The sequence below is a fragment of the Mesorhizobium sp. WSM4848 genome (assembly GCF_055811375.1).
In genome coordinates, this window is sequence record NZ_JBVVPX010000017.1 from 119,413 (window position 1) to 137,691 (window position 18,279).

Genomic DNA, 18,279 nt, shown 5'->3' on the forward strand with positions numbered 1-18,279 from the left:
ATGTTCGATCCGATCGGCGGCTTTAACAGGATGATCGAGCAGTTCCTTGCGTATCTCGATACGGCCTACCGTATCGATGATCCCAAGGTGTCTGAGATGCGGAGGGAGTTGCTGTCGTTGCCGGGGCAACTCGCCCTCGATCCCATATTCGAGGCGGTGCCGCGCTACGAGACGGCGGGCCACGGCCTGGAGGGCCTGATCGACGATCGGGAAGAGAAGCTGCCCGGCTTCACCAGACCGCAGAGAGAGGCATTCATCGAACTCGCGCTGTCGGGCCTGTTCGACCGCGACAAGGAGATCGCGGAGATAAGGGGCGCATATCAGCCCTACCTTCATCAGGTGCAGATGCTGTCGAAGGGCGTGTCAGATGGGAAACCGGGCATCGTCACCTCGGGAACAGGTTCCGGCAAGACGGAGTCCTTCATGCTGCCGATCCTCGCCCAGCTTGCGCGAGAGGCCACATCCTGGCCCGCACCGCTGCAGCCGCTCGATGACATGTGGCTCGACAAGGGGCGCGAGTTTCAGCCGCACCGTAGGAACGAGCATCCCGACCGCCCGAAAGCGATCCGGGCGCTCATCCTCTATCCGCTCAACGCGCTGGTTGAGGACCAGATGGTGCGACTGCGCAAGGCGCTCGATTCCGACGATGCGCAGGATGTGATGACCCGCCATTTTAACGGGAACCGGATATTCTTCGGCCGCTACACGGGGAAATCACCCGTGACCGGGTTTCTGCGTCACCCGCGCAAGAGCAAAGATAAGACATGGAAGGCGCGCAACACTAGGGCGCGGCGGAAGCTGAAGGAAGAACTGCGGCGCTACCAATCAATTCAGAAGCGGCTGTCCACCGAAAACAACCCCGATCTGCGCTACATCTTCCCGACCACCGACGGCGCAGAACTTATCTCCCGCTGGGACATGCAGGTGACCCCGCCGGACATCCTCGTCACTAACCAGTCGATCCTCAACGCGATGCTCGTCCGCGAAGTCGATGATCCGATCCTAGCGCAGACCCGCTCATGGCTGATGGAGAACGATAACGCGCGGTTCTGCCTCGTGCTCGATGAGCTGCACCTGATCCGCGGTTCGGCCGGCGCGGAAATGGCAGGCCTCCTCAAGGTGCTTATCGAGAGGCTCGGCCTGACCGATCCAGTGCACGTCCATAAGCTTCGCATCCTTGCGTCGTCCGCTTCGCTTCCGATGGACGAGGAGAACGCCGCGGCCAGCATCGACTACCTCAAGAGTATGTTCGGCGACGCGGGCACGGCGGGGGCCGCCGATCTCGATGAGGCGTGGAGGCAGAGTGTCGTCACGGGTGAACCCATCGAGGTGAAACGCCCCGATGTCACGCCTTCCCGAGAAAGTCTGGCCGAACTCGCCCGTGCTCTGGAGGATCTCGACTACCGCCGGAACCCCCGCGATCTTCTCGACCGCTTCCTCGCCGCGGCTGCAAGCATTCCCGGATCGGCCGGCAAAACCCCGGCAGCGACGATGGAGACGGCCACGGTGACGGCGGCCGCCATGCTCGACTACGCGCTGCAGGATGCCGACAGGCACGGAGCCAAGCGACCACGCACGGTCGAGGACATTGGAAAAATTCTGTTCGGATCCGAGGACAAGGATGCCGTCCGCGGACTTCTCGCCCTCAGGGCGATCCCCGACCTTCCCGGCCTAGATCAACCGATCCCCGTGCTGCCGGCCGAACTCGTGCCGAGCCGTGCGACCGTCGCGTCGCTGCCGGGCTTCAGGATGCATTGCTTCGTCCGCAACATCGAAGGCCTCTTCGCTTCCATTCACAGGGAGGATGACGGTACCGTGGTCTGGGGAACCCCAAGCATCGAGCGCGGGCAGAACTACGACGGAGACAGCGATCTGGAAGGCCGCAAGCGGCTGTTCGAGATGCTCTACTGCGAAGCGTGTGGCGACCTCTATCTGGGTGGAAAGCGCGGAGAGACGGATCCCGGCTCCTCGCGCCGAGTGTCGCTGCTGCCAGCGCCACAGGAACTCGAAAAGCTGCCGGAAAGCGCCTCGTCAATCCGCTTCGAGGACGCGAGCTTCCGCGAATTCGCACTCTTCTGGCCGAACCAGGGGCAGCCCGAGACCGAGATCCGCGTCGAGAGAACTCCGTACCGTTGGACGAAGGGATACCTCAACCCGCGCACGGGTGTCGTCAGTGATGCGGAGGAGCGAGGCGACGTGCCCGGATATCTGCTGCGCTGGTCGGGCTCTGATGGATTCCATCAGCGCAAGATCGAGGACGACGGCACTGCGGTTCCGTTCTGCTGCGCCAAGTGCGGCACGGACTATTCCGGCCGATACCGGCAGGCGAACTCCAGCAGACGAGAAGGCCGCCTGTCGCCGATCCGAAGCTTCAGGACTGGTTTCGGCAAGACATCTCAGCTCCTCGCCACCGAACTGGTCGCCTCGCTGAAGGCGCAAGGTGGTGATGGCAAACTTGTGGCCTTCTCCGACAGCCGCGAGGATGCGGCGAATCTTGCGCTCGAGGTCGAAGTCCAGCATCAGCGCGACCTGCGCCGCGAGATCCTCATCTCCGCCGCGACACGCATCGCCGCCGACCAATCCTACAGCGCGGATGACGAAGCCGAGTATCAGGCCCTCAAGCGCGAGATTGCCGACCTGATGATGGAGGACAAGGACACCGACCATCTCACCCCGAGGCTCAAGGCCCTCCAGAAGCGGAAGGCTGGAGCCGGACAGCCTCCGAGCGTCCCGCTGAAGGATCTCTTCGAGTTCGAGCGCGACAAAGCTGGTAACGCAACGCGGCCTATCCTGACCGAACTCATGAAGCTGGGTTCGACCCCGGTCGAGGGGGCCGACACGATCCACACGCGCATCCGCAACCGCGACTGGTACGAATTCTTCGAGATGAACGACAGCGGCCAGATATCGTGGAAGCACGACGTTCCCGAAGAGCAGCTAAAGCTGATCCGCAGGGCCCGCGAGAAGGTCCAGGACGAGCAGCCGCCGGATGCCACCGACCTTCTCTTCAGCAAGACCTACTTCGCGCTGGAGGAGACGGGTCTTGGATGGCCGAGCTTCTACGGCCCCGAGGAGTACACGGCGGACAAGTCTCGCGACGACGCGATGCTGCGCATCTTCGCCGATGCCTATCGGATCACGCCGAACCAATTCCAGGAGGAGACACGCACTGCCTGGAAGAACGCCTTCGACATGCTCGGCAGGGGAGACAACAGGCTCAAGCGCCTAATGTCGAAGATCCTGCAGCATCCGGAAAAGGAATGCGACGACTTCCTCGACAAGCTCAGGACAACCCTGCGACAGACCCGCGGCGACGGGTCGATCGACATCAGCATGCTCTATTTCCGCGCCGCCGATCCGGTCGGAGCCGCCTGGCGATGCGAACGCTGCGGACGCGTCCATCTCCACGCAGGATTCGCGCACTGCACGCGCTGCGGGGAGACACTGACCCGTCCGGAGGATCTGAGGGCCGCGAAGATATCCCGCGAGAACTTCCTCGGACGCAGGGTGATGCGTTCGATCTCGAGCGGGGAGCCGCACTTCCGGCTCAAGTGCGAGGAACTGACCGGCCAGACAAGCGATCCGGCCGGGCGGCTCCAGCAGTTCAAGGGAGTGTTCGTCAAGGAGGACGACGAGAGCGACGAGGACTTTCGTTGGCGCAAGCTCTTCGACACGTCGGACCTGCTTTCCGTCACGACGACCATGGAAGTGGGCGTCGACATCGGCTCCCTGCAGGCGGTCTATCAGGGAAATATGCCGCCACAGCGCTTCAACTACCAGCAGCGCGTGGGCCGTGCCGGCCGACGCGGGCAGGCATTCTCGACGGTCCTAACGGTCTGCCGCAGCAAGAGCCACGACATCCACTACTTCCACAACCCGATCGAGATCACCGGATCAGCTCCGCCGCCGCCGTTCATCACGACCGGACTGACAGACATCCCGTCGCGTCTCCTCCGCAAGTTCTGGCTGGTCGAGGCGTTCCGCATACTCCGCGAGGAGTCCGGCGAAACATGGGCGGGCGACGATCTCGTTCCCGGCGACATCCACGGCGAGTTCCTCTACTGCAGGGAGTATTTCCGGCGGGACATGAACTGGCGTGACCGGCTGGCCGACGCGCTCGCGCGAACCGATCATCGACGGATTCGCCTGGCGACGATCCTCGCCGCCGTTTCGGACTGTGATCTGAACAGGATCCTGAATGCGGTTTCCGCGGGCGCCGTGCTCGCGGCCATCGACGGCCTCGAGGAGGAGTTCGGCCCGCAGGCGGTGGGCATCGCAGCAGCGCTGGCGGAGCGAGGGCTCTTGCCGCTCTACGGCATGCCCACCCGGTCGCGAAACCTCTACGTGGAACTGAAGAAGCCCAAGGGAAGCTTTGAGGCCGAGTGGGACACCATCGACCGCGACCAGGACATGGCGATCTTTGACTTCGCGCCCGGCAGCGTCCGCACGCGCGAGAAGCTTCGTCACCGCTGCATCGGCTTCACTGGGGTTCTTCCCGATCCCGACGAGTTCGCCACCGACTTCGGCTCTCCGATGAGACTGTTCTCGAACTGGTGGAAGGATGACTTCCACCTCCGCTTCTGCGGGCAGTGCGGAGCATGGAGCAGGGGCACGGAGCAGACCGTCGCCTGCCACGCATGCGATGCTCCTCTGGCCGATAGCGGGATTCGGTGCATCACGCCTGCAGCCTATCGGACCGAGCTTCGCCCGACAGACGAGAACCTCGCATCGAAGGTCGGGCAGCGCATGACTCTCGCCAGCCTCGGCAAGCCAGACAGGCAGAAGACCGACGAAAACCTCAGTGTCAACTTCGCGGAGCAGTCCGAAATCTTCCTCGTCAACCCCGGCTTCAGGGACGACACTGACTTCACGGGCTTCGAGATGCAGGATGCGGTCGACAACGATGCGCAGCGCATATGGTGGTGGAAGGATAAGCCGCTTCTTAAGCTTGCGGGGCAGGCCATCGCCACGGATGTTCTCGCAGACGACCAGAATGGCCGCTACAGGGCCACGGAGGAACCCATCAGCGCGTGGCTCGCCTCCACCAAGGTCACCAACTCGCTACAGATCGGCCCCGTCCGGCTCAATCCGAACCTCCGTCTGCTTGACATGGACATCGGCCTCTCCATGGGCCGCCGGGATCCCGCCCGCACGAGTGTCCGCGCCGCGGCGATATCGGCTACCGAGATCCTCGTCCAGCGCGCGGCCCTCGACCTCGACATCGCGCCCGAAGAGTTCGACGCGCTCGCACCGAACATCATGGTCTCGCAGAGCGGGGACCGGCTTCCCTACCTGCAGATATCGGATGCGCTGCCAAACGGATCGGGCTTCTGCCGACACCTGCTGGGTGACAGCACCATTCCGGTCTCCGCCCTGATCGGCAGCATCCTCGATGAAGAGACCGCCTGGCCAAGAACCGATGTGGCCGATGCCGATCACATGAAGCGTTGCGGAGCCTCCTGCTACAGGTGCCTGCAGAGGTACAACAACAGGAACTTCCACGGTCTTCTCGACTGGCGGCTGGGGCTTTCTTACTTGAGAGCGATGGTAGATCCCTGCTACGAGTGCGGAATGGATGGAAACTACGGCCACTTCGAACTCAGCGACTGGCGGTCGACGGCTAGGGAGCTTGCTCTACAGACGAAGACATTCATCCCCGGCAACACAGTCTCCAGCGGAAAGGGGAGGCCGGATATTCCGGTATTCTCCCTGAACGAGCGCCAAAACCAATGGGGTGTCGTGGTTCATCCGCTGTGGGACGCGAGGCGGCTATTCGAGATGCTGGGTCTGGATCGAAGTTACGTTGCAATCGACAGCTTCGAGTTGTCGCGACGACCGCTTCATGTCCTGCAACGCGCACGCTCTGCCTCGAGGTGACCCCTTCAAGGCGCGAGGTGCGTCGGCACTTGAGACTATCTTGTCCACGATAGTCTCGACCGCTTCATGCTCCCAGAAGCGAAGCGCAATCCATCCGATGCTCTCGAGGTGGTTGCGGGTTCGGATGTCTCGCGCCTGGTTACGTGCGATCTTCGCCAGCCAGAACTCGGTGTTCTTCTTCACCGACGGCGGGTGCACCTCACAGCCGTGCCAGAAGCAGCCGTCTAGGAATACCGCGATCCTCAAGCCCGGAAACGCGAGGTCGCATGTGATGCGCTTCATTCCAGGAACTGGGTAGTGGATCCTGTAACGAAGACCCTTAGCGTATAGTAGGGATCTCACGGTTCTCTCGAATGCGTTATCGCGGCCGCGTGTTCTGCGCATTCGCCGGCGAACGGCCGTGGTAGGATGGAATTCCATCGTGAATTCTTACTTTATCGGCATGGCAAGACCATGGCTTTTTCAACAGCCGACAGTGCCCTTGGAATGACAGGGGGGTCCGGAGCGGTCATGCCGATCGTCTGCGATGAGTGGCAGCTATCTCAAGATCCTGCCCGAAAGCGGTCCATCCGCAAACGTGCCCAACCCAGCGTTTCAACAATTCTCGCCGGGTTGAAGTCAAGGCCAGAAAGCGACGCCAGAGCTGTGACGTCAAGAACACTCAACGCCTCACCTTCGCCTTTTGTGCTTCGAAAGTCGCATAAGAGTGCAGACTGGAACTGCGGGCAGATGACCGTTGACGGCAATAGATAGCGAGTCATGGCACCCAATCGTAGGTGGGCCGCATTCATGATCAGGCCGGGCCGCAAGATGCTAAGTTTCATTGTCCAGCGATCCAAGCCAATGACACCCACGAGGCTGCTGATCGGGCAGATCGCCGTTGTGTTCGCGATCGTCATTCTTGGCGTCTGGATGGCCACGCAATGGTGCGCCCACATGCTCGCCTATCAGACGCCGCTTGGCGCGCCATGGTTCGTCGCGGCCGGTTGGCCGATCTACAAGCCGTGGAAACTGTTCGAATGGTGGTTCCATTTCGGCACGCCTACGCGCCTGAAGTCTTCGACAAGGCGGGTGCGCTGGCCGGTGCTAGTGGATTGGTGGGATGTGCCATTGCGATCGCCGGCTCTCTCTGGCGCGCGCGACAGCGTGGGTTGGTGACAACCTACGGCTCCTCGCGATGGGCCATTAACCAGGAGATCGACCGGGCGGGGTTGTTCCGGCCGGCCGGCGTTTTCCTGGGTAAACTGAAAGATCGGTATCTGCGCCATGCCGGGCCAGAGCACGTCATGGCTTTTGCGCCGACACGTTCGGGCAAGGGCGTCAGGCTGGTTGTTCCAACCTTCTTTCCTGGACCGGATCAGCCGTCATTCACGACATTAAAGGTGAGGACTGGCAGTTGACGGCCGGCTGGCGGCCGAAGTTCTCGTACTGCCTCCTGTTCAACCCGACCGATCTGAGATCGGCTCGCTACAATCCGCTGCTGGAACTCCGCAAAGGTCCGAACGAGGTCCGCGACGTCCAGAACATCGCCGACATCCTCATCGACCCCGGCGGGCGCTGGAACGGCGCAACCACTGGGAAAAGACCAGTCATTCCCTCCTGGCCCTCCTGGTCGGCGCCACCCTGCACGTGCTCTACGCCGAAGAAGAAAAGACGCTCACCCGTGTCGCCACCTTCTTGTCGGACCCACAACGCTCATTTGCCGCGACACTGCAGCGGATGATGACCACCAACCATCTAGCCGCCGCCATAGGCCTTGGCTTGCAGCAGTGGATTGCCGGGCTGATGCTCTGATCGCCGACCACACGCTCGCGGTCTTCGCAGCTCGCCGCGAGCCTGACTTCGCAAACGTGTTTGTCCGCCACCTTCGCCTGAAAGGATGGCTCGCATGCTGAATCTTTCAGAATATCGAGGCAAAGCCGACCGGCTTGCCGATCATCTGCCTTGGGCCACACTCGTCGCCCGGCATCGTCCTCAACAAGGACGCCAGCTTTCAGCGCACCTTTCGGTTCCCGCCCCCGATCTCGAAAGCGCGACTGTAGGCATCTGCGCGCGGGCAAACAATGCGCTGAGAAGGCTTGGCTTTGGCTGGGCATTGTTCTTTGAGGCCGAGCGCATCGAAGCGCTGGGCTATCCGAACTCGCATTTTCCCGACGCGGCCTCATGGCTAGTCGATGAAGAACGGCGCGGCGCTTTCGAAGGCAAAGTCGCGCATTACGAGAGCAGCTATCATCTGCCTTGCTGTTCATGCCGTCGCCGGACAGCCAAGCGCGTGCGGAAAGCGCGCTCGTCGACTCGCATCATTCCGAAGGCGAACACTCATACGTCCGTAGGTGAGACGATGGGGATTATCGCTCGCGCGCCTCGGGGATCGCGGGAGTTCTACTGGGACGTCCTTTTCTGCCCGACGACGGTGGCGGGATGACCTACGCCCATTTGGTCGTCCCGGTTGGAGATTCATCTCGGTGTTTGGTGTGCCGTCGCTGTTGGGTTCAAAGTGGACGGTCGCGATGGTGTATGAACGGCAGGCTTGCCGCGTCGCCCGATCGAGATCACTAGCGCGCTTTTGCTCTCGAGTTCATCCAAATAATCTGCCCACCACTGCATCATCTTGACACGCTCTTCCCAATGCTCAGCCCGGGCGTAGGCACGACGAACGTCGTTGTTTTCGATGTGGGCCAGTTGCCGCTCTATGGCATCCGGATGCCAATTTCCGCATTCGTTTAGCAGAGTTGATGCCGTTGCTCGAAAACCGTGCGCGGTAGCTTCTTCTTTGCCATAGCCCATACGGCGAAGGGCGGCGTTAAGCGTGTTGTCGGAAATCAGACGAGAAGGCGATCGCACGCTTGGAAACAGCAGCGTCCCGGCGCCGGACATTTTTTTAAGCTCGGCCAGGATATTCAAAGCCTGCGTTGAAAGAGGAACGCGGTGCGGTCGTCGCATTTTCATTCGCGCTTCTGGGATAGTCCATACCGAACTTTCGAAGTCGAACTCCTCCCATTCGGCAGCGCGAAGCTCACCGGGGCGGGGAAACAGCAGCGCCATCAACCTCAGAGCCGCTCGGGTTGCGGGCTGTCCGTCGAATGTCTCGATCGCACGCAGCAAGCCGCCCAATGCCTTCGGATCGGTAATGGCGGCACGCGGCGTGACCGTTGGCCTAATGAGCGCGCCCCTCAGCGCCGACGTTGGGTCAGTGTCGGCGCGTGCAGTGGCGATGGCGTATCGAAAGACGCTGCCAATGGTCGAGCGCAGCCGCCTAGCCGACTCGTATCGACCGCGCACCTCCACGCTACGAAGGGCAGCAAGGATAGTGGCCGCATCAATGTCCCGAATGCACTTGTGCCCACAGGAGGGATAGGAGAAGTCGAGTAGCCATTTGACCTTGGTGATAGTGCGGTCGGCACGTCCCTCTTTCTTCAGCTTGTCCACATATTCCTCGGCGATTGATCGAAAGCTGTCCTTTGCCGAAGCAACTTTTCGCAACTTGCGTTCCTGTGCGGGATCGATGCCAGTTAGGAGGAGACGTTTGGCGTCATCGCGCGCCTTGCGTGCTTCGGCGAGCGAAATAAGGGGATAGCTGCCCAACGCCAGAAGCTTCTGCTTGCCTTCAAATCGATAGGCGAGGCGCCATAGGCGGGATCCGGTGGGCTGCACCCAGAGCTGGAGCCCGCCACCGTCAGACAATTTTAATAGCTTGGAAGCAGGACGGGCATTTCGGCATTTCACGTCGGAAAGGGCCATCTGTGGGACACCTCCCTTTGGCTGTTTCGATACCATCAGGATGTCCAGTACCAACGGAAATACCAGCCCTCCGCCACGTTAGATCAAATACGCCGAAATTCCATGAAACGCGCTCAATCGCGCCATCCTTCCCAAAAAGATGAACAATTTCAGTCTCTTGTGCAAACAGAAGCGTAGAAGCTTCGGCGAAAGGGAGTGTCGGGAGAAGAGGGGATGGTGCCCAGAGGCGGATTCGAACCACCGACACGCGGATTTTCAGTCCGCTGCTCTACCAACTGAGCTATCTGGGCCTGTTCCGGCACGCGGGCAGTTCTGCACGCCGGATTTCTTGAAAGCGCCGCAGGCGCCCCTTGAAAGCGGGTGGGTTATAGCACGGGAATCCGGTCTGTCCAGCGCTTAAGCGCTGATTTCAAGCGGGAAACCAGCGTTGCTCGACGGGCGGATTCATGCGACGCGGTCGAGGCCCGCAGGCTGCTCTGAACAGCTTCATTTGGGAGAGTCATTGTCCGTTTCGTCCTCGTCGTCGCGGCCCGGAATGACGTAGGCGCCCTTGAGCCAGCGGTTGAGGTCGATGTCCTTGCAGCGCACGGAGCAGAACGGGTAGGTCTCGCGCGCCGACGGCTTGCCGCATTCGGGGCAGGGCCGCTTGGGCCGCAGCGGCGTGGCCTTGTCGTCCGAACCCGAGTTCATGGCCGAGCTGACTGCCAGTTGGCATGCACCTTGAAGCCCTCGCCGGCCAGCAGCGCCACCGTCTCATAGAGCGGCAGGCCCACGACGTTGGTGTAGGAGCCGACAAGCTTGACGACGAAGGCGCCGGCGAGACCCTGGACGGCGTAGCCGCCGGCCTTGCCGCGCCATTCTCCCGAGGCCACATAGGCGTCGATCTCGGCGCGCGGCAGCCGCTTGAAACGCACCCTGGTCTCGACCAGCCGCTGGCGCAGCTTGCCGCTCGGCGTAATCAGGCAGATGCCGGAATAGACCCGGTGCGAACGGCCGGACAGCAGTCCGAGGCAATTGGCGACGTCGTCGAACGTTTCGGCCTTGGGCAGGATGCGCCGGCCGACGGCGACCACCGTGTCGGCGGCCAGCACGAAGCTGGGTGCATAATCCTCTTCGGTCTGCAGCGAGGCCAGCGCCTTCTCGGCTTTTTCCTTCGACAGGCGCTTGGCCAGCGAGCGCGGATGCTCGGCGCGCAGCGGCGTTTCGTCGACACCGGCCGGCAGCACGCGGTCCGGCTCGATGCCGGCCTGCTGCAGCAGCTCGATCCGGCGCGGCGAACCCGAGGCAAGCACGAGCTTCTGCAAAATGCTCATCGCGGTCCCGGCCGAGCTCAGACGATCTTACTTGAAACGGTAGGTGATGCGGCCCTTGGTCAGGTCGTAGGGTGTCATCTCGACCAGGACCTTGTCGCCGGTCAGCACGCGGATTCGGTTCTTGCGCATGCGGCCGGCGGTGTGGGCGATGATTTCGTGTTCGTTTTCAAGCTTCACCCTGAACATCGCATTGGGCAATAATTCCGTGACGACACCCGGAAACTCGAGGACTTCTTCCTTCGGCATTCGATACCTTTGCTTGGATGATTCCCAGCGCCTAGAGCATGATGCCGAAAAGTGTGAAGCGGTTTTCGGACGACATCATGCTCTACTTCTTGGATTTAGAGGCGGATTCAGATCTCAGGTCGAACAGACCTGAAATCATCCGACTCTAGCCGGAATTTGGGCGGAACCTATATGATAATCGTGCGCTTGTGAACATGCTTAAATCAGCCCGGTTTTTCTGCTTCCGGCGCCAGAAAACGGCGGCCGATCCGCGCCTTCAGCCGTTCGCGCACCTCGCGATAGGCGGCCATGATCTGCTCACGCGTGCCGCCGACGCCAGTCGGGTCCGGCATCGGCCAGTATTCGACGTCGACGGCCAGCGAGCGGGTAAGCTCGAGCGCGGTGTGATGGGCTTCCGGCGACAGCGTGATGATCAGGTCGAAATAGTCGTCCTCGAGATCGTCCAGTGTCCTCGGGTGCCGGTCGCCGAGCGAAAGCCCGTCCTCGGCCAGTACGGCGTCGACGAACGGGTCGCGTTCGCCGCCGCGCACCCCGGCCGACGCGACGAAACTGGTGGCCGGAAGCGCCTGGCGCGCCAGCAGTTCGGCCATCGGCGAGCGCACGGCGTTCATGCCGCAGACAAACAGGATCGAACGCGGCAGGATCGAGCGGGGCGGAGGGACGGACAGTTCAGCCTCGCCAGTGCAGCACGCAGACCAGCGTGAACAGCCGGCGCGCCGTGTCGAAATCGATGTCGATCTTGCCGGCCAGCCGGTCCATCAATGTCTGCGAACCCTCATTGTGCAGGCCGCGCCGGCCCATGTCGATCGCCTCGATCTGGCTGGGCGTCGAGGTGCGGATGGCGTCGTAATAGCTTTCGCAGATCATGTAATAGTCCTTGACGATGCGCCTGAGCGGCGTCAGCGACAGGATGTGGGTGACGACCGCCGCGCCGTCCTCGCGCGTCACCGCGAAGACCAGGCGGGATTCGGCCAGCGACAGTTTTAGCCGGTAGGGCCCGGCGCCGTCGTCATTGACCGGCTGGAAGCTGTTTTCCTCGATCAGGTCGAAGATCGCCACCGCCCGCTCATGCTCGACATCGGGCGTCGAACGGCCGATCGAGTCGTCGAGTTCGACATCGATCAGCCTGGCACGGGTTCGATCGTAGTCCGCCATGTCAGCTACATATTCAGCCGGATGGCGACGGAGTGTCCATGCGCGTCGAGGCCTTCCGCTGTGGCCAGCGCGATGGCCGCCGGCGCCAGCGCCCGCAGCTGCTCCGGCCCGAGCTTCAGGATCGAGGTGCGCTTGACGAAATCGAGCACCGAAAGCCCGGACGAGAAGCGCGCCGAGCGCGCCGTCGGCAGCACGTGGTTGGAGCCGCCGACATAGTCGCCGATGGTTTCCGGCGTGTGGCGGCCGAGAAAGACAGCGCCGGCATTGCGCATCCGCGCCAGGAAGGCTTCCGGCTCGTCGATGGCAAGCTCGACATGTTCGGCCGCGATGCGGTCGACCAGCGGCAGCGCCGCCTCGATTCGGGGGACGTGGATGACGGCGCCGAAATCGCGCCAGCTCGCCGCCGCCGTCCCGGCGCGCGACAGGTTTTGCAACTGGCGCTCGACCGCCTGCTCGACCGCCGCGCCGAAGACAGGATCGTCGGTGATCAGGATCGACTGCGCCGACACGTCATGCTCGGCCTGGGCAAGCAGGTCGGCGGCGATCCAGTCCGGATCGTTGCTGCCGTCGGCCACGACAAGCACTTCCGAAGGCCCGGCGATCATGTCGATGCCGACCGTGCCGAACACCTGGCGCTTGGCCGCCGCGACATAGGCATTGCCAGGGCCGACGATCTTGGCGACCGGCTTTATCGTTTCGGTCCCGTAGGCCAGCGCTGCGATCGCCTGCGCGCCGCCGACACGATAGATCTCGGATATGCCGGTCAGATCCGCCGCCACCAGCACCAGCGGATTGATGATGCCGCCGGGCGCCGGCACCGCCATGACGATGCGCTCGACGCCGGCGACCTGGGCCGGCACGGCGCTCATCAGCACCGAGCTTGGGTAGCTCGCCGTACCGCCCGGTACGTAGAGCCCGACCGCCTCGATCGCGGTCCAGCGCGAACCGAGCTCGACGCCGGCAGCGTCGGTGTAGCGATCGTCGTTCGGCCGCTGCCGCTCGTGATGCGAACGGATGCGGTCACGGGCGAATTTGAGCGCCTCGATCGTCTGCGGGTCGGCCGCATCATAGGCCTTGGCGATATCGTCTTGCGACACGGCAATGCCGAGGCCTTTCAGGTCGGCCTGTTCGAATTTCTGCGTGTAGTCGATGAGCGCCGCGTCGCCCTCGGCGCGGACCCGCGCGATGATCGCGCGCACCACCGCGTCGACGTCCTCCGAGACCTCGCGCTTGGTCAAAAGGAACGCGGCAAACCGCTGCTCGAAATCGGCATCGGACAGACGAAGCGTGATGGCCATCTTGTGTGCTCAGGCTCTGTGGAAGGGGCGCGACGTCGCTTCCCAGGCGCCGCCAATGTCAGCCAGCCGCGCCTCGATGCACTCGACATCGAGCATGATCGCGCCGCCGCCTGAAAAGATCAGCTCGACAATGCCGGCCGGCTTGTCGAGGGCGACGAAGCTGATCGCCAGCAGCGACAGCACCTCGTCCGGCTTGTCGCGGGCAATGCCGCTGGTCTTGGCGCCCAGCACCCGGTCGAAATGCAGCACGCTTTGCCGCCGCTCATTGTGCTGGCGGAACAGCCCCGATTTCGCCTCCCAGACGAAGCGGTTCATCGTCATCACGAAGCGCTTGACCGCCGGCATGTATTCGAGGTCGCCAACCTTGAGCACGGCGTCCTGGACATGGGCCGAGACGATGCTCAGATCCTGATCGTCGAGCGCGACAAGCTTGAGAAGGTTCATGCGGAGTTCGCACCTGCGAAGGTTTACAATCGACTTTCTGTTAGGCGGTCTTGGCGATCCGTGCAACCGCGCCGCGGATTCCAGGACAATCGCTTCAGGTGTGCGCTGCCCCTCATCGCCCTGCCGGGCACTTCTCCCCGTATAGTGACGGGGAGAAGGATGCCTTCGCAACGATTTCGCCAATTTCCAGCGTTGCAGAGAGGGTGCCGAGGTTGCGGCCAGCCTTCTTCTCCCCGTCACTATACGGGGAGAAGGTGCCGGCAGGCGGATGAGGGGCGGCGCCGACCTCGGCAATTCCGCGCAGTTATCACCCCGAAATCCGCTCGATCACCGCGCCGCAGCCGGACAGCTTTTCTTCCAGCCGCTCAAAACCGCGGTCGAGATGATAGACCCGGTTGACCGTGGTCTCGCCTTCGGCCGCCAGGCCGGCGATGACCAGCGACACCGAAGCGCGAAGGTCGGTCGCCATCACCGGCGCGCCCTTCAGCTTCGGCACGCCGTCGACGATCGCCGTCTGGCCGGACAATGTTATGTGGGCGCCGAGCCGGGCAAGTTCCTGGACGTGCATGAAGCGGTTTTCGAAGATCGTCTCGGTGATGCGCGACTTGCCCCTGGCCATTGTCATCAGGCCCATGAACTGCGCCTGCAGGTCGGTCGGGAATGCCGGGAAGGGCGCTGTCGTCACGTCGACAGGCGCAATGCCGGCGCCGTTGCGCCTGACGCGGATGCCGGAATTGGTCTGCGTGATCTCGGCGCCGGTTTGGGAAATCACGTCGAGCGCGGTCTGCAGCAGGTCCGCCCGCGCGCCTTCGAGCACGACGTCGCCGCCGGTCATGGCGACGGCCATCGCATAGGTGCCGGTCTCGATGCGGTCGGGTATCACCCGGACGCGCGCGCCCGACAGCGCCTCGACGCCGTCGATGGTGATGGTCTCGGTGCCGGCGCCATAAATCCTGGCGCCCATGGCGTTGAGGCATTCGGCGAGGTTGACGATCTCGGGCTCGCGGGCGGCGTTTTCGAGCACCGTCTCGCCCTTGGCCAGCGAAGCGGCCATCATCAGCACATGGGTGGCGCCGACCGACACTTTCGGGAAGACGAAGCGATTGCCGACAAGACGGCCGTTCCTGGTCTTGGCGATGACATAGCCGGTGTCGACGTCGATATCGGCGCCCAGCGCCTGGAGGCCCTCCAGGAAAAGATCGACCGGCCGCGTGCCGATGGCGCAGCCGCCGGGCAGCGACACCTTGGCCTCGCCCATGCGGGCAAGCAGCGGGCCGATCACCCAGAACGAGGCGCGCATCTTCGACACCAGTTCGTAAGGTGCGGTGGTGTCGACGATGTTGCGGGCGGAGAAAGTGACGGTGCGCGAATAGCCCTCCTGCTGCTTTTCGCGGCGGCCATTGACCGAATAGTCGACGCCATGATTGCCGAGGATGCGGGTCAACTGCTCGACATCGGCCAGATGCGGCACGTTTTCCAGGGTCAGCGTGTCGTCGGTGAGCAGCGAAGCGATCATCAGCGGCAGCGCGGCGTTCTTCGCGCCCGAGATCGGGATGCTTCCGGCAAGCTTGTTGCCGCCGACGATTCTGATGCGATCCATGGAAGAGCGTCCCCTCGGCCGAAAGGCCGGTTTTAATCGGTTGAGTCTGTTGTGGCCGGTCTAGACCATTGGCCAGCTTGGTTCAAGAAACAGGATTCCCGCCAGCCTGTTGATATCAATCCTTTTGCGTTTCCCTTAAGGCGCCGAGCCCGTCCGGCCGCTTGTCGGCGGTGCGTCGCGAGCGCGACTGCGCCTTGCGCTTCTGCAGATTGGCGCGCAATTGCTCGGCGAGCCGGGTCTTGCGGTCAGCCGTTGTCGGTGGGCTATCCTTTTTCGCTGGCCCGCCCTTGTCAGATGGCCCCTCCTTGTCGGGTGGACCCTCCTTGTCAGATGGAATTGCCTTGTCGTTCATGGCTCCGTCCCGGCTGACCCTCTATTCAGGGATAGCCAACATTATGGCGCTGCCATGTCCGCAAAAGCCGTCGGAGCAGGCTTTCACAGATGGCTTGCACTTGGCCTTGCGCTTGCCGGTTCGATATGGCAGAAGCCCCGCCATCAGCGGCTGCGGTAGCTCAGTGGTAGAGCACTCCCTTGGTAAGGGAGAGGTCGAGAGTTCAATCCTCTCTCGCAGCACCAGATTATCCCGTTGAAATCGCTCAAGCCCCTGACATGCAAGGCTCTCGTGATCGCTGCAGATTCCTTCAACGGAATTGGTTGGCACAAGATCGACAAGCGCAGCCCCCTGACATCGACGTGTATCCATTCCCATACGATGAAGGTGATGTGCGACGAGATTCAGGCTCGCACGGCCAGAACAGGTCATAGCGCCCGGGAATCAGCCATGCGTGCGAACATCCTGGCTGCACAAACCATGCCGGCTGGGATTTTCGCGAGGCCGGCAAGCCTCGCGCTGGTTCCGCTTCGAACATCGCGCCGAGGGGGAGCGGTTTCTTTTAGAACGTCAACCAATCCGCCATCCCTTCGCGTCTGAAGCGCTACCGGGCTTGACGTCGATCAGCCTCGTGCCGCCGAAGGATTTCTACAACGCGATGGCAAGACTTTAGGCATGTCACCGTTTCGCGGTGTCAGCATTCCGCTCGTCGCGTCTGAGGAACTCGCTGGTGACCGTGCCGAGTTGGTTTTCCAGCCAATCTGCCATCGCCTCTTCTTCGCGGTGGTTTTCTTTACACGCTCTCTGGGTCTCGGAGTCGCCGACCTCGCCGGCTGCGGCAATGAGCATTTTGTAGCTGGCGATTTCCATATGCTCGAATGTGTAGCTAGCCAGTGATCCTTTCATCACCTCGGCGCCTGCAAACATGCCGCTGATGTTCTGTCCGATGGCGATTAGCTTGCCGCCGGCATCCTTCAGCGTCGAAGATCCGTCGCCGATCCGATCGAGGCATTGTTCAAGACGTTTTGCCTGTTGCCTCGTTTCTTCGAGATGCATGTTCATCCGGTCGCGAATCTCGGGATAGTTTTCGAGACGCCCGATTTGGCCGCTCAACATGGTCTCGGCCTGTTCTTCCATGGCGTGAGCGTCGCGAAGCCACTGCACCAGACGTTCCTTGGAGTCTGTCATGTCTGTCTCCATTGGTCAGCATTGTCTTACTGCCATCGCAACGCCGCCACAGACCGTTAGTTCCGATCGCCAGCAAAGCGCAGTTGATACCCGGCGGTGACCACGACAACCCGTCCCGCAGGTCGCTGCTTCCCCGGCCAAAAGCCCCTGGAAGCGGAACATTGGCGTCCGCTAATAGTGCTCAGTGAGCAGTGGGCATTGCCTGGTAGGCGCCGGCCGGCAGCTTTGGGTCCGCCGCAGGAACAAGCTCCAGAGGTTAGGGCGCTGAGTATCGCGCGATACGTAGGCCAACAGTTCGAAAAATCCTGCCCCCAAACCAGATCAGAGTGGCCCGAAGACGAATGTGGCCAGTAGGGTAACAAAAAGCACAGCGGTGATCACGGCGCCCCACATGAGGACCCTTCCTGTGCCGCGTTGCTCTTCCTCGCGAGGTATCTCTTTCGCCATAGCAAGCATCGAACTCGCCAGGAAGGCGGGCGACTACGCTGCTGAAGCGAAGCAGGCGCTATTCGACAAGGCCGAGGGAACACAGCGCGATATCAGCTCCAACCTAAAGGCCTTTAGCGGAGCCTTGCGAGCAGCAAGCGAGCATCTGGCCAATAATGATCAACGGACCGCTTCGAAGTTCACCCTCGATGCCGCCGGCTCGCTTGAACGCCTTTCGTCTTCGTTGAAGGACAAACCATTCGAAGATGTTCTTGGCGAGATGCGGTCGTTCGGCCGCGAAAACTCAGGCGCGCTGATAGCCGGCTCAGTATTGGCAGGCTTGGCGCTGGGGCGGTTTATCAAGAGCTCGCCACCATCTGCCCGGACCGAGACACCGAGTCGATCGCAAACAGACGGGGGTTCAGAAACGGTTTCGAACTCGGATCAGTCCGCTACGCGATCGGCAGAGGCACCTGACACGACGCCGCCCCGCTTCAATCAGCCCAGAGACGACAGGGATTTGGCAGGCGCAAGCCTGGAGCGGAAGCCATGATCAACAACCAGGAAAGTCGCGGCCTCGCAGCCCTCGTCAGCGATCTGGCACAGCAGGTCACAACCCTGCTTCAAACCGAAAGTAGGCTGTTGCGGGCCGAAATTTCG

15 protein-coding genes, 2 tRNA genes and 2 pseudogenes are annotated in these 18,279 nt (G+C 62.1%); 5 read left to right on the plus strand and 14 right to left on the minus strand.

The window, feature by feature from the left end; all coding sequences use genetic code 11:
* Positions 1–5,877, plus strand: coding sequence for a DEAD/DEAH box helicase (locus AC0L16_RS17505; RefSeq protein WP_473622186.1), 5,877 nt, complete (start codon positions 1–3; stop codon positions 5,875–5,877).
* Here the strand turns inward: AC0L16_RS17505 and AC0L16_RS17510 are convergent.
* Both AC0L16_RS17510 and AC0L16_RS17515 read right to left on the minus strand, forming a co-directional pair.
* Positions 5,770–6,297 (minus strand): very short patch repair endonuclease, encoded by a 528-nt coding sequence (locus AC0L16_RS17510; RefSeq protein WP_473622187.1) that lies wholly within the window; start codon positions 6,295–6,297, stop codon positions 5,770–5,772. The two genes, AC0L16_RS17505 and AC0L16_RS17510, sit on opposite strands and share 108 nt — an antisense overlap.
* A 122-nt stretch (positions 6,298–6,419) precedes the next feature.
* On the minus strand, positions 6,420–6,701 hold the full coding sequence (locus tag AC0L16_RS17515; protein ID WP_473622188.1) for a hypothetical protein: 282 nt from the start codon (positions 6,699–6,701) through the stop codon (positions 6,420–6,422).
* 19 nt (positions 6,702–6,720) lie between these two features.
* On the opposite strand from AC0L16_RS17515, the pseudogene AC0L16_RS17520 reads away from it, so the two are divergent.
* Positions 6,721–7,626, plus strand: a pseudogene (locus AC0L16_RS17520) (type IV secretory system conjugative DNA transfer family protein); the annotation flags it as partial.
* A gap of 139 nt (positions 7,627–7,765) precedes the next feature.
* Positions 7,766–8,202, plus strand: a pseudogene (locus tag AC0L16_RS17525) (conjugal transfer protein TrbE); the annotation flags it as partial.
* Positions 8,203–8,334: 132 nt separating this feature from the next.
* On the opposite strand, the gene AC0L16_RS17530 reads toward AC0L16_RS17525, so the two are convergent.
* The 11 genes from AC0L16_RS17530 to AC0L16_RS17580 all read right to left on the minus strand — a co-directional run bounded on the left by AC0L16_RS17530 (position 8,335) and on the right by AC0L16_RS17580 (position 16,026).
* Entirely contained in the window at positions 8,335–9,618 is a 1,284-nt protein-coding gene (locus tag AC0L16_RS17530; RefSeq protein WP_473622189.1) for a tyrosine-type recombinase/integrase, read from the minus strand.
* A gap of 214 nt (positions 9,619–9,832) precedes the next feature.
* A tRNA-Phe gene (locus AC0L16_RS17535) sits at positions 9,833–9,908 on the minus strand.
* A gap of 196 nt (positions 9,909–10,104) precedes the next feature.
* The gene (gene yacG / locus AC0L16_RS17540; protein ID WP_473622190.1) at positions 10,105–10,308 is read right to left on the minus strand and encodes a DNA gyrase inhibitor YacG; all 204 of its coding nucleotides are present in this window, start codon (positions 10,306–10,308) and stop codon (positions 10,105–10,107) included.
* Positions 10,305–10,931: a Maf-like protein gene (locus AC0L16_RS17545; RefSeq protein WP_473622191.1), complete on the minus strand. Its 627-nt coding sequence runs from the start codon at positions 10,929–10,931 to the stop codon at positions 10,305–10,307. The genes yacG and AC0L16_RS17545 overlap by 4 nt, the downstream gene beginning before the upstream one ends.
* Before the next feature lie 27 nt (positions 10,932–10,958).
* Complete coding sequence (gene infA / locus AC0L16_RS17550) at positions 10,959–11,177, minus strand: translation initiation factor IF-1 (RefSeq protein ID WP_006200926.1); 219 nt, start codon at positions 11,175–11,177, stop codon at positions 10,959–10,961.
* Positions 11,178–11,380: 203 nt separating this feature from the next.
* Positions 11,381–11,788 (minus strand): arsenate-mycothiol transferase ArsC, encoded by a 408-nt coding sequence (locus tag AC0L16_RS17555; RefSeq protein WP_473622192.1) that lies wholly within the window; start codon positions 11,786–11,788, stop codon positions 11,381–11,383.
* A 58-nt stretch (positions 11,789–11,846) separates the two neighbouring features.
* The gene (locus tag AC0L16_RS17560; protein WP_473622193.1) at positions 11,847–12,332 is read right to left on the minus strand and encodes a UPF0262 family protein; all 486 of its coding nucleotides are present in this window, start codon (positions 12,330–12,332) and stop codon (positions 11,847–11,849) included.
* A 5-nt stretch (positions 12,333–12,337) separates the two neighbouring features.
* Positions 12,338–13,630: a histidinol dehydrogenase gene (hisD, locus tag AC0L16_RS17565; RefSeq protein ID WP_473622195.1), complete on the minus strand. Its 1,293-nt coding sequence runs from the start codon at positions 13,628–13,630 to the stop codon at positions 12,338–12,340.
* Positions 13,631–13,639: 9 nt separating this feature from the next.
* Positions 13,640–14,074, minus strand: a complete 435-nt coding sequence (locus AC0L16_RS17570; protein WP_292407002.1) for a DUF2948 family protein — start codon at positions 14,072–14,074, stop codon at positions 13,640–13,642.
* 307 nt (positions 14,075–14,381) lie between these two features.
* Positions 14,382–15,674, minus strand: a complete 1,293-nt coding sequence (murA, locus tag AC0L16_RS17575) for a UDP-N-acetylglucosamine 1-carboxyvinyltransferase (protein WP_473622196.1) — start codon at positions 15,672–15,674, stop codon at positions 14,382–14,384.
* Positions 15,675–15,789: 115 nt separating this feature from the next.
* Positions 15,790–16,026: a hypothetical protein gene (locus tag AC0L16_RS17580; protein WP_473622197.1), complete on the minus strand. Its 237-nt coding sequence runs from the start codon at positions 16,024–16,026 to the stop codon at positions 15,790–15,792.
* Positions 16,027–16,175: 149 nt separating this feature from the next.
* Here AC0L16_RS17580 and AC0L16_RS17585 point away from each other — a divergent pair.
* Positions 16,176–16,250 (plus strand) — tRNA-Thr (locus AC0L16_RS17585).
* A 433-nt stretch (positions 16,251–16,683) separates the two neighbouring features.
* On the opposite strand, the gene AC0L16_RS17590 is transcribed toward AC0L16_RS17585, so the two are convergent.
* Positions 16,684–17,193 (minus strand): ferritin-like domain-containing protein, encoded by a 510-nt coding sequence (locus AC0L16_RS17590; protein WP_473622199.1) that lies wholly within the window; start codon positions 17,191–17,193, stop codon positions 16,684–16,686.
* A gap of 391 nt (positions 17,194–17,584) precedes the next feature.
* Between AC0L16_RS17590 and AC0L16_RS17595 the strand changes: the two genes are divergently transcribed.
* A complete protein-coding gene (locus tag AC0L16_RS17595; protein ID WP_473622200.1) occupies positions 17,585–18,172 on the plus strand; it encodes a hypothetical protein in 588 nt (195 codons plus the stop codon).
* Positions 18,173–18,279 lie beyond the last annotated feature (107 nt).

Coding starts and splice junctions, on each gene's coding strand:
- AC0L16_RS17505 (WP_473622186.1), top strand. CDS start 1: ATGTTCGATCCGATCGGCGGCTTTAACAGGATGATCGAGCAGTTCCTT.
- AC0L16_RS17510 (WP_473622187.1), bottom strand. CDS start 6,297: ATGGAATTCCATCCTACCACGGCCGTTCGCCGGCGAATGCGCAGAACA.
- AC0L16_RS17515 (WP_473622188.1), bottom strand. CDS start 6,701: ATGAAACTTAGCATCTTGCGGCCCGGCCTGATCATGAATGCGGCCCAC.
- AC0L16_RS17530 (WP_473622189.1), bottom strand. CDS start 9,618: ATGGCCCTTTCCGACGTGAAATGCCGAAATGCCCGTCCTGCTTCCAAG.
- yacG (WP_473622190.1), bottom strand. CDS start 10,308: ATGAACTCGGGTTCGGACGACAAGGCCACGCCGCTGCGGCCCAAGCGG.
- AC0L16_RS17545 (WP_473622191.1), bottom strand. CDS start 10,931: ATGAGCATTTTGCAGAAGCTCGTGCTTGCCTCGGGTTCGCCGCGCCGG.
- infA (WP_006200926.1), bottom strand. CDS start 11,177: ATGCCGAAGGAAGAAGTCCTCGAGTTTCCGGGTGTCGTCACGGAATTA.
- AC0L16_RS17555 (WP_473622192.1), bottom strand. CDS start 11,788: ATGAACGCCGTGCGCTCGCCGATGGCCGAACTGCTGGCGCGCCAGGCG.
- AC0L16_RS17560 (WP_473622193.1), bottom strand. CDS start 12,332: ATGGCGGACTACGATCGAACCCGTGCCAGGCTGATCGATGTCGAACTC.
- hisD (WP_473622195.1), bottom strand. CDS start 13,630: ATGGCCATCACGCTTCGTCTGTCCGATGCCGATTTCGAGCAGCGGTTT.
- AC0L16_RS17570 (WP_292407002.1), bottom strand. CDS start 14,074: ATGAACCTTCTCAAGCTTGTCGCGCTCGACGATCAGGATCTGAGCATC.
- murA (WP_473622196.1), bottom strand. CDS start 15,674: ATGGATCGCATCAGAATCGTCGGCGGCAACAAGCTTGCCGGAAGCATC.
- AC0L16_RS17580 (WP_473622197.1), bottom strand. CDS start 16,026: ATGAACGACAAGGCAATTCCATCTGACAAGGAGGGTCCACCCGACAAG.
- AC0L16_RS17590 (WP_473622199.1), bottom strand. CDS start 17,193: ATGACAGACTCCAAGGAACGTCTGGTGCAGTGGCTTCGCGACGCTCAC.
- AC0L16_RS17595 (WP_473622200.1), top strand. CDS start 17,585: ATGAGGACCCTTCCTGTGCCGCGTTGCTCTTCCTCGCGAGGTATCTCT.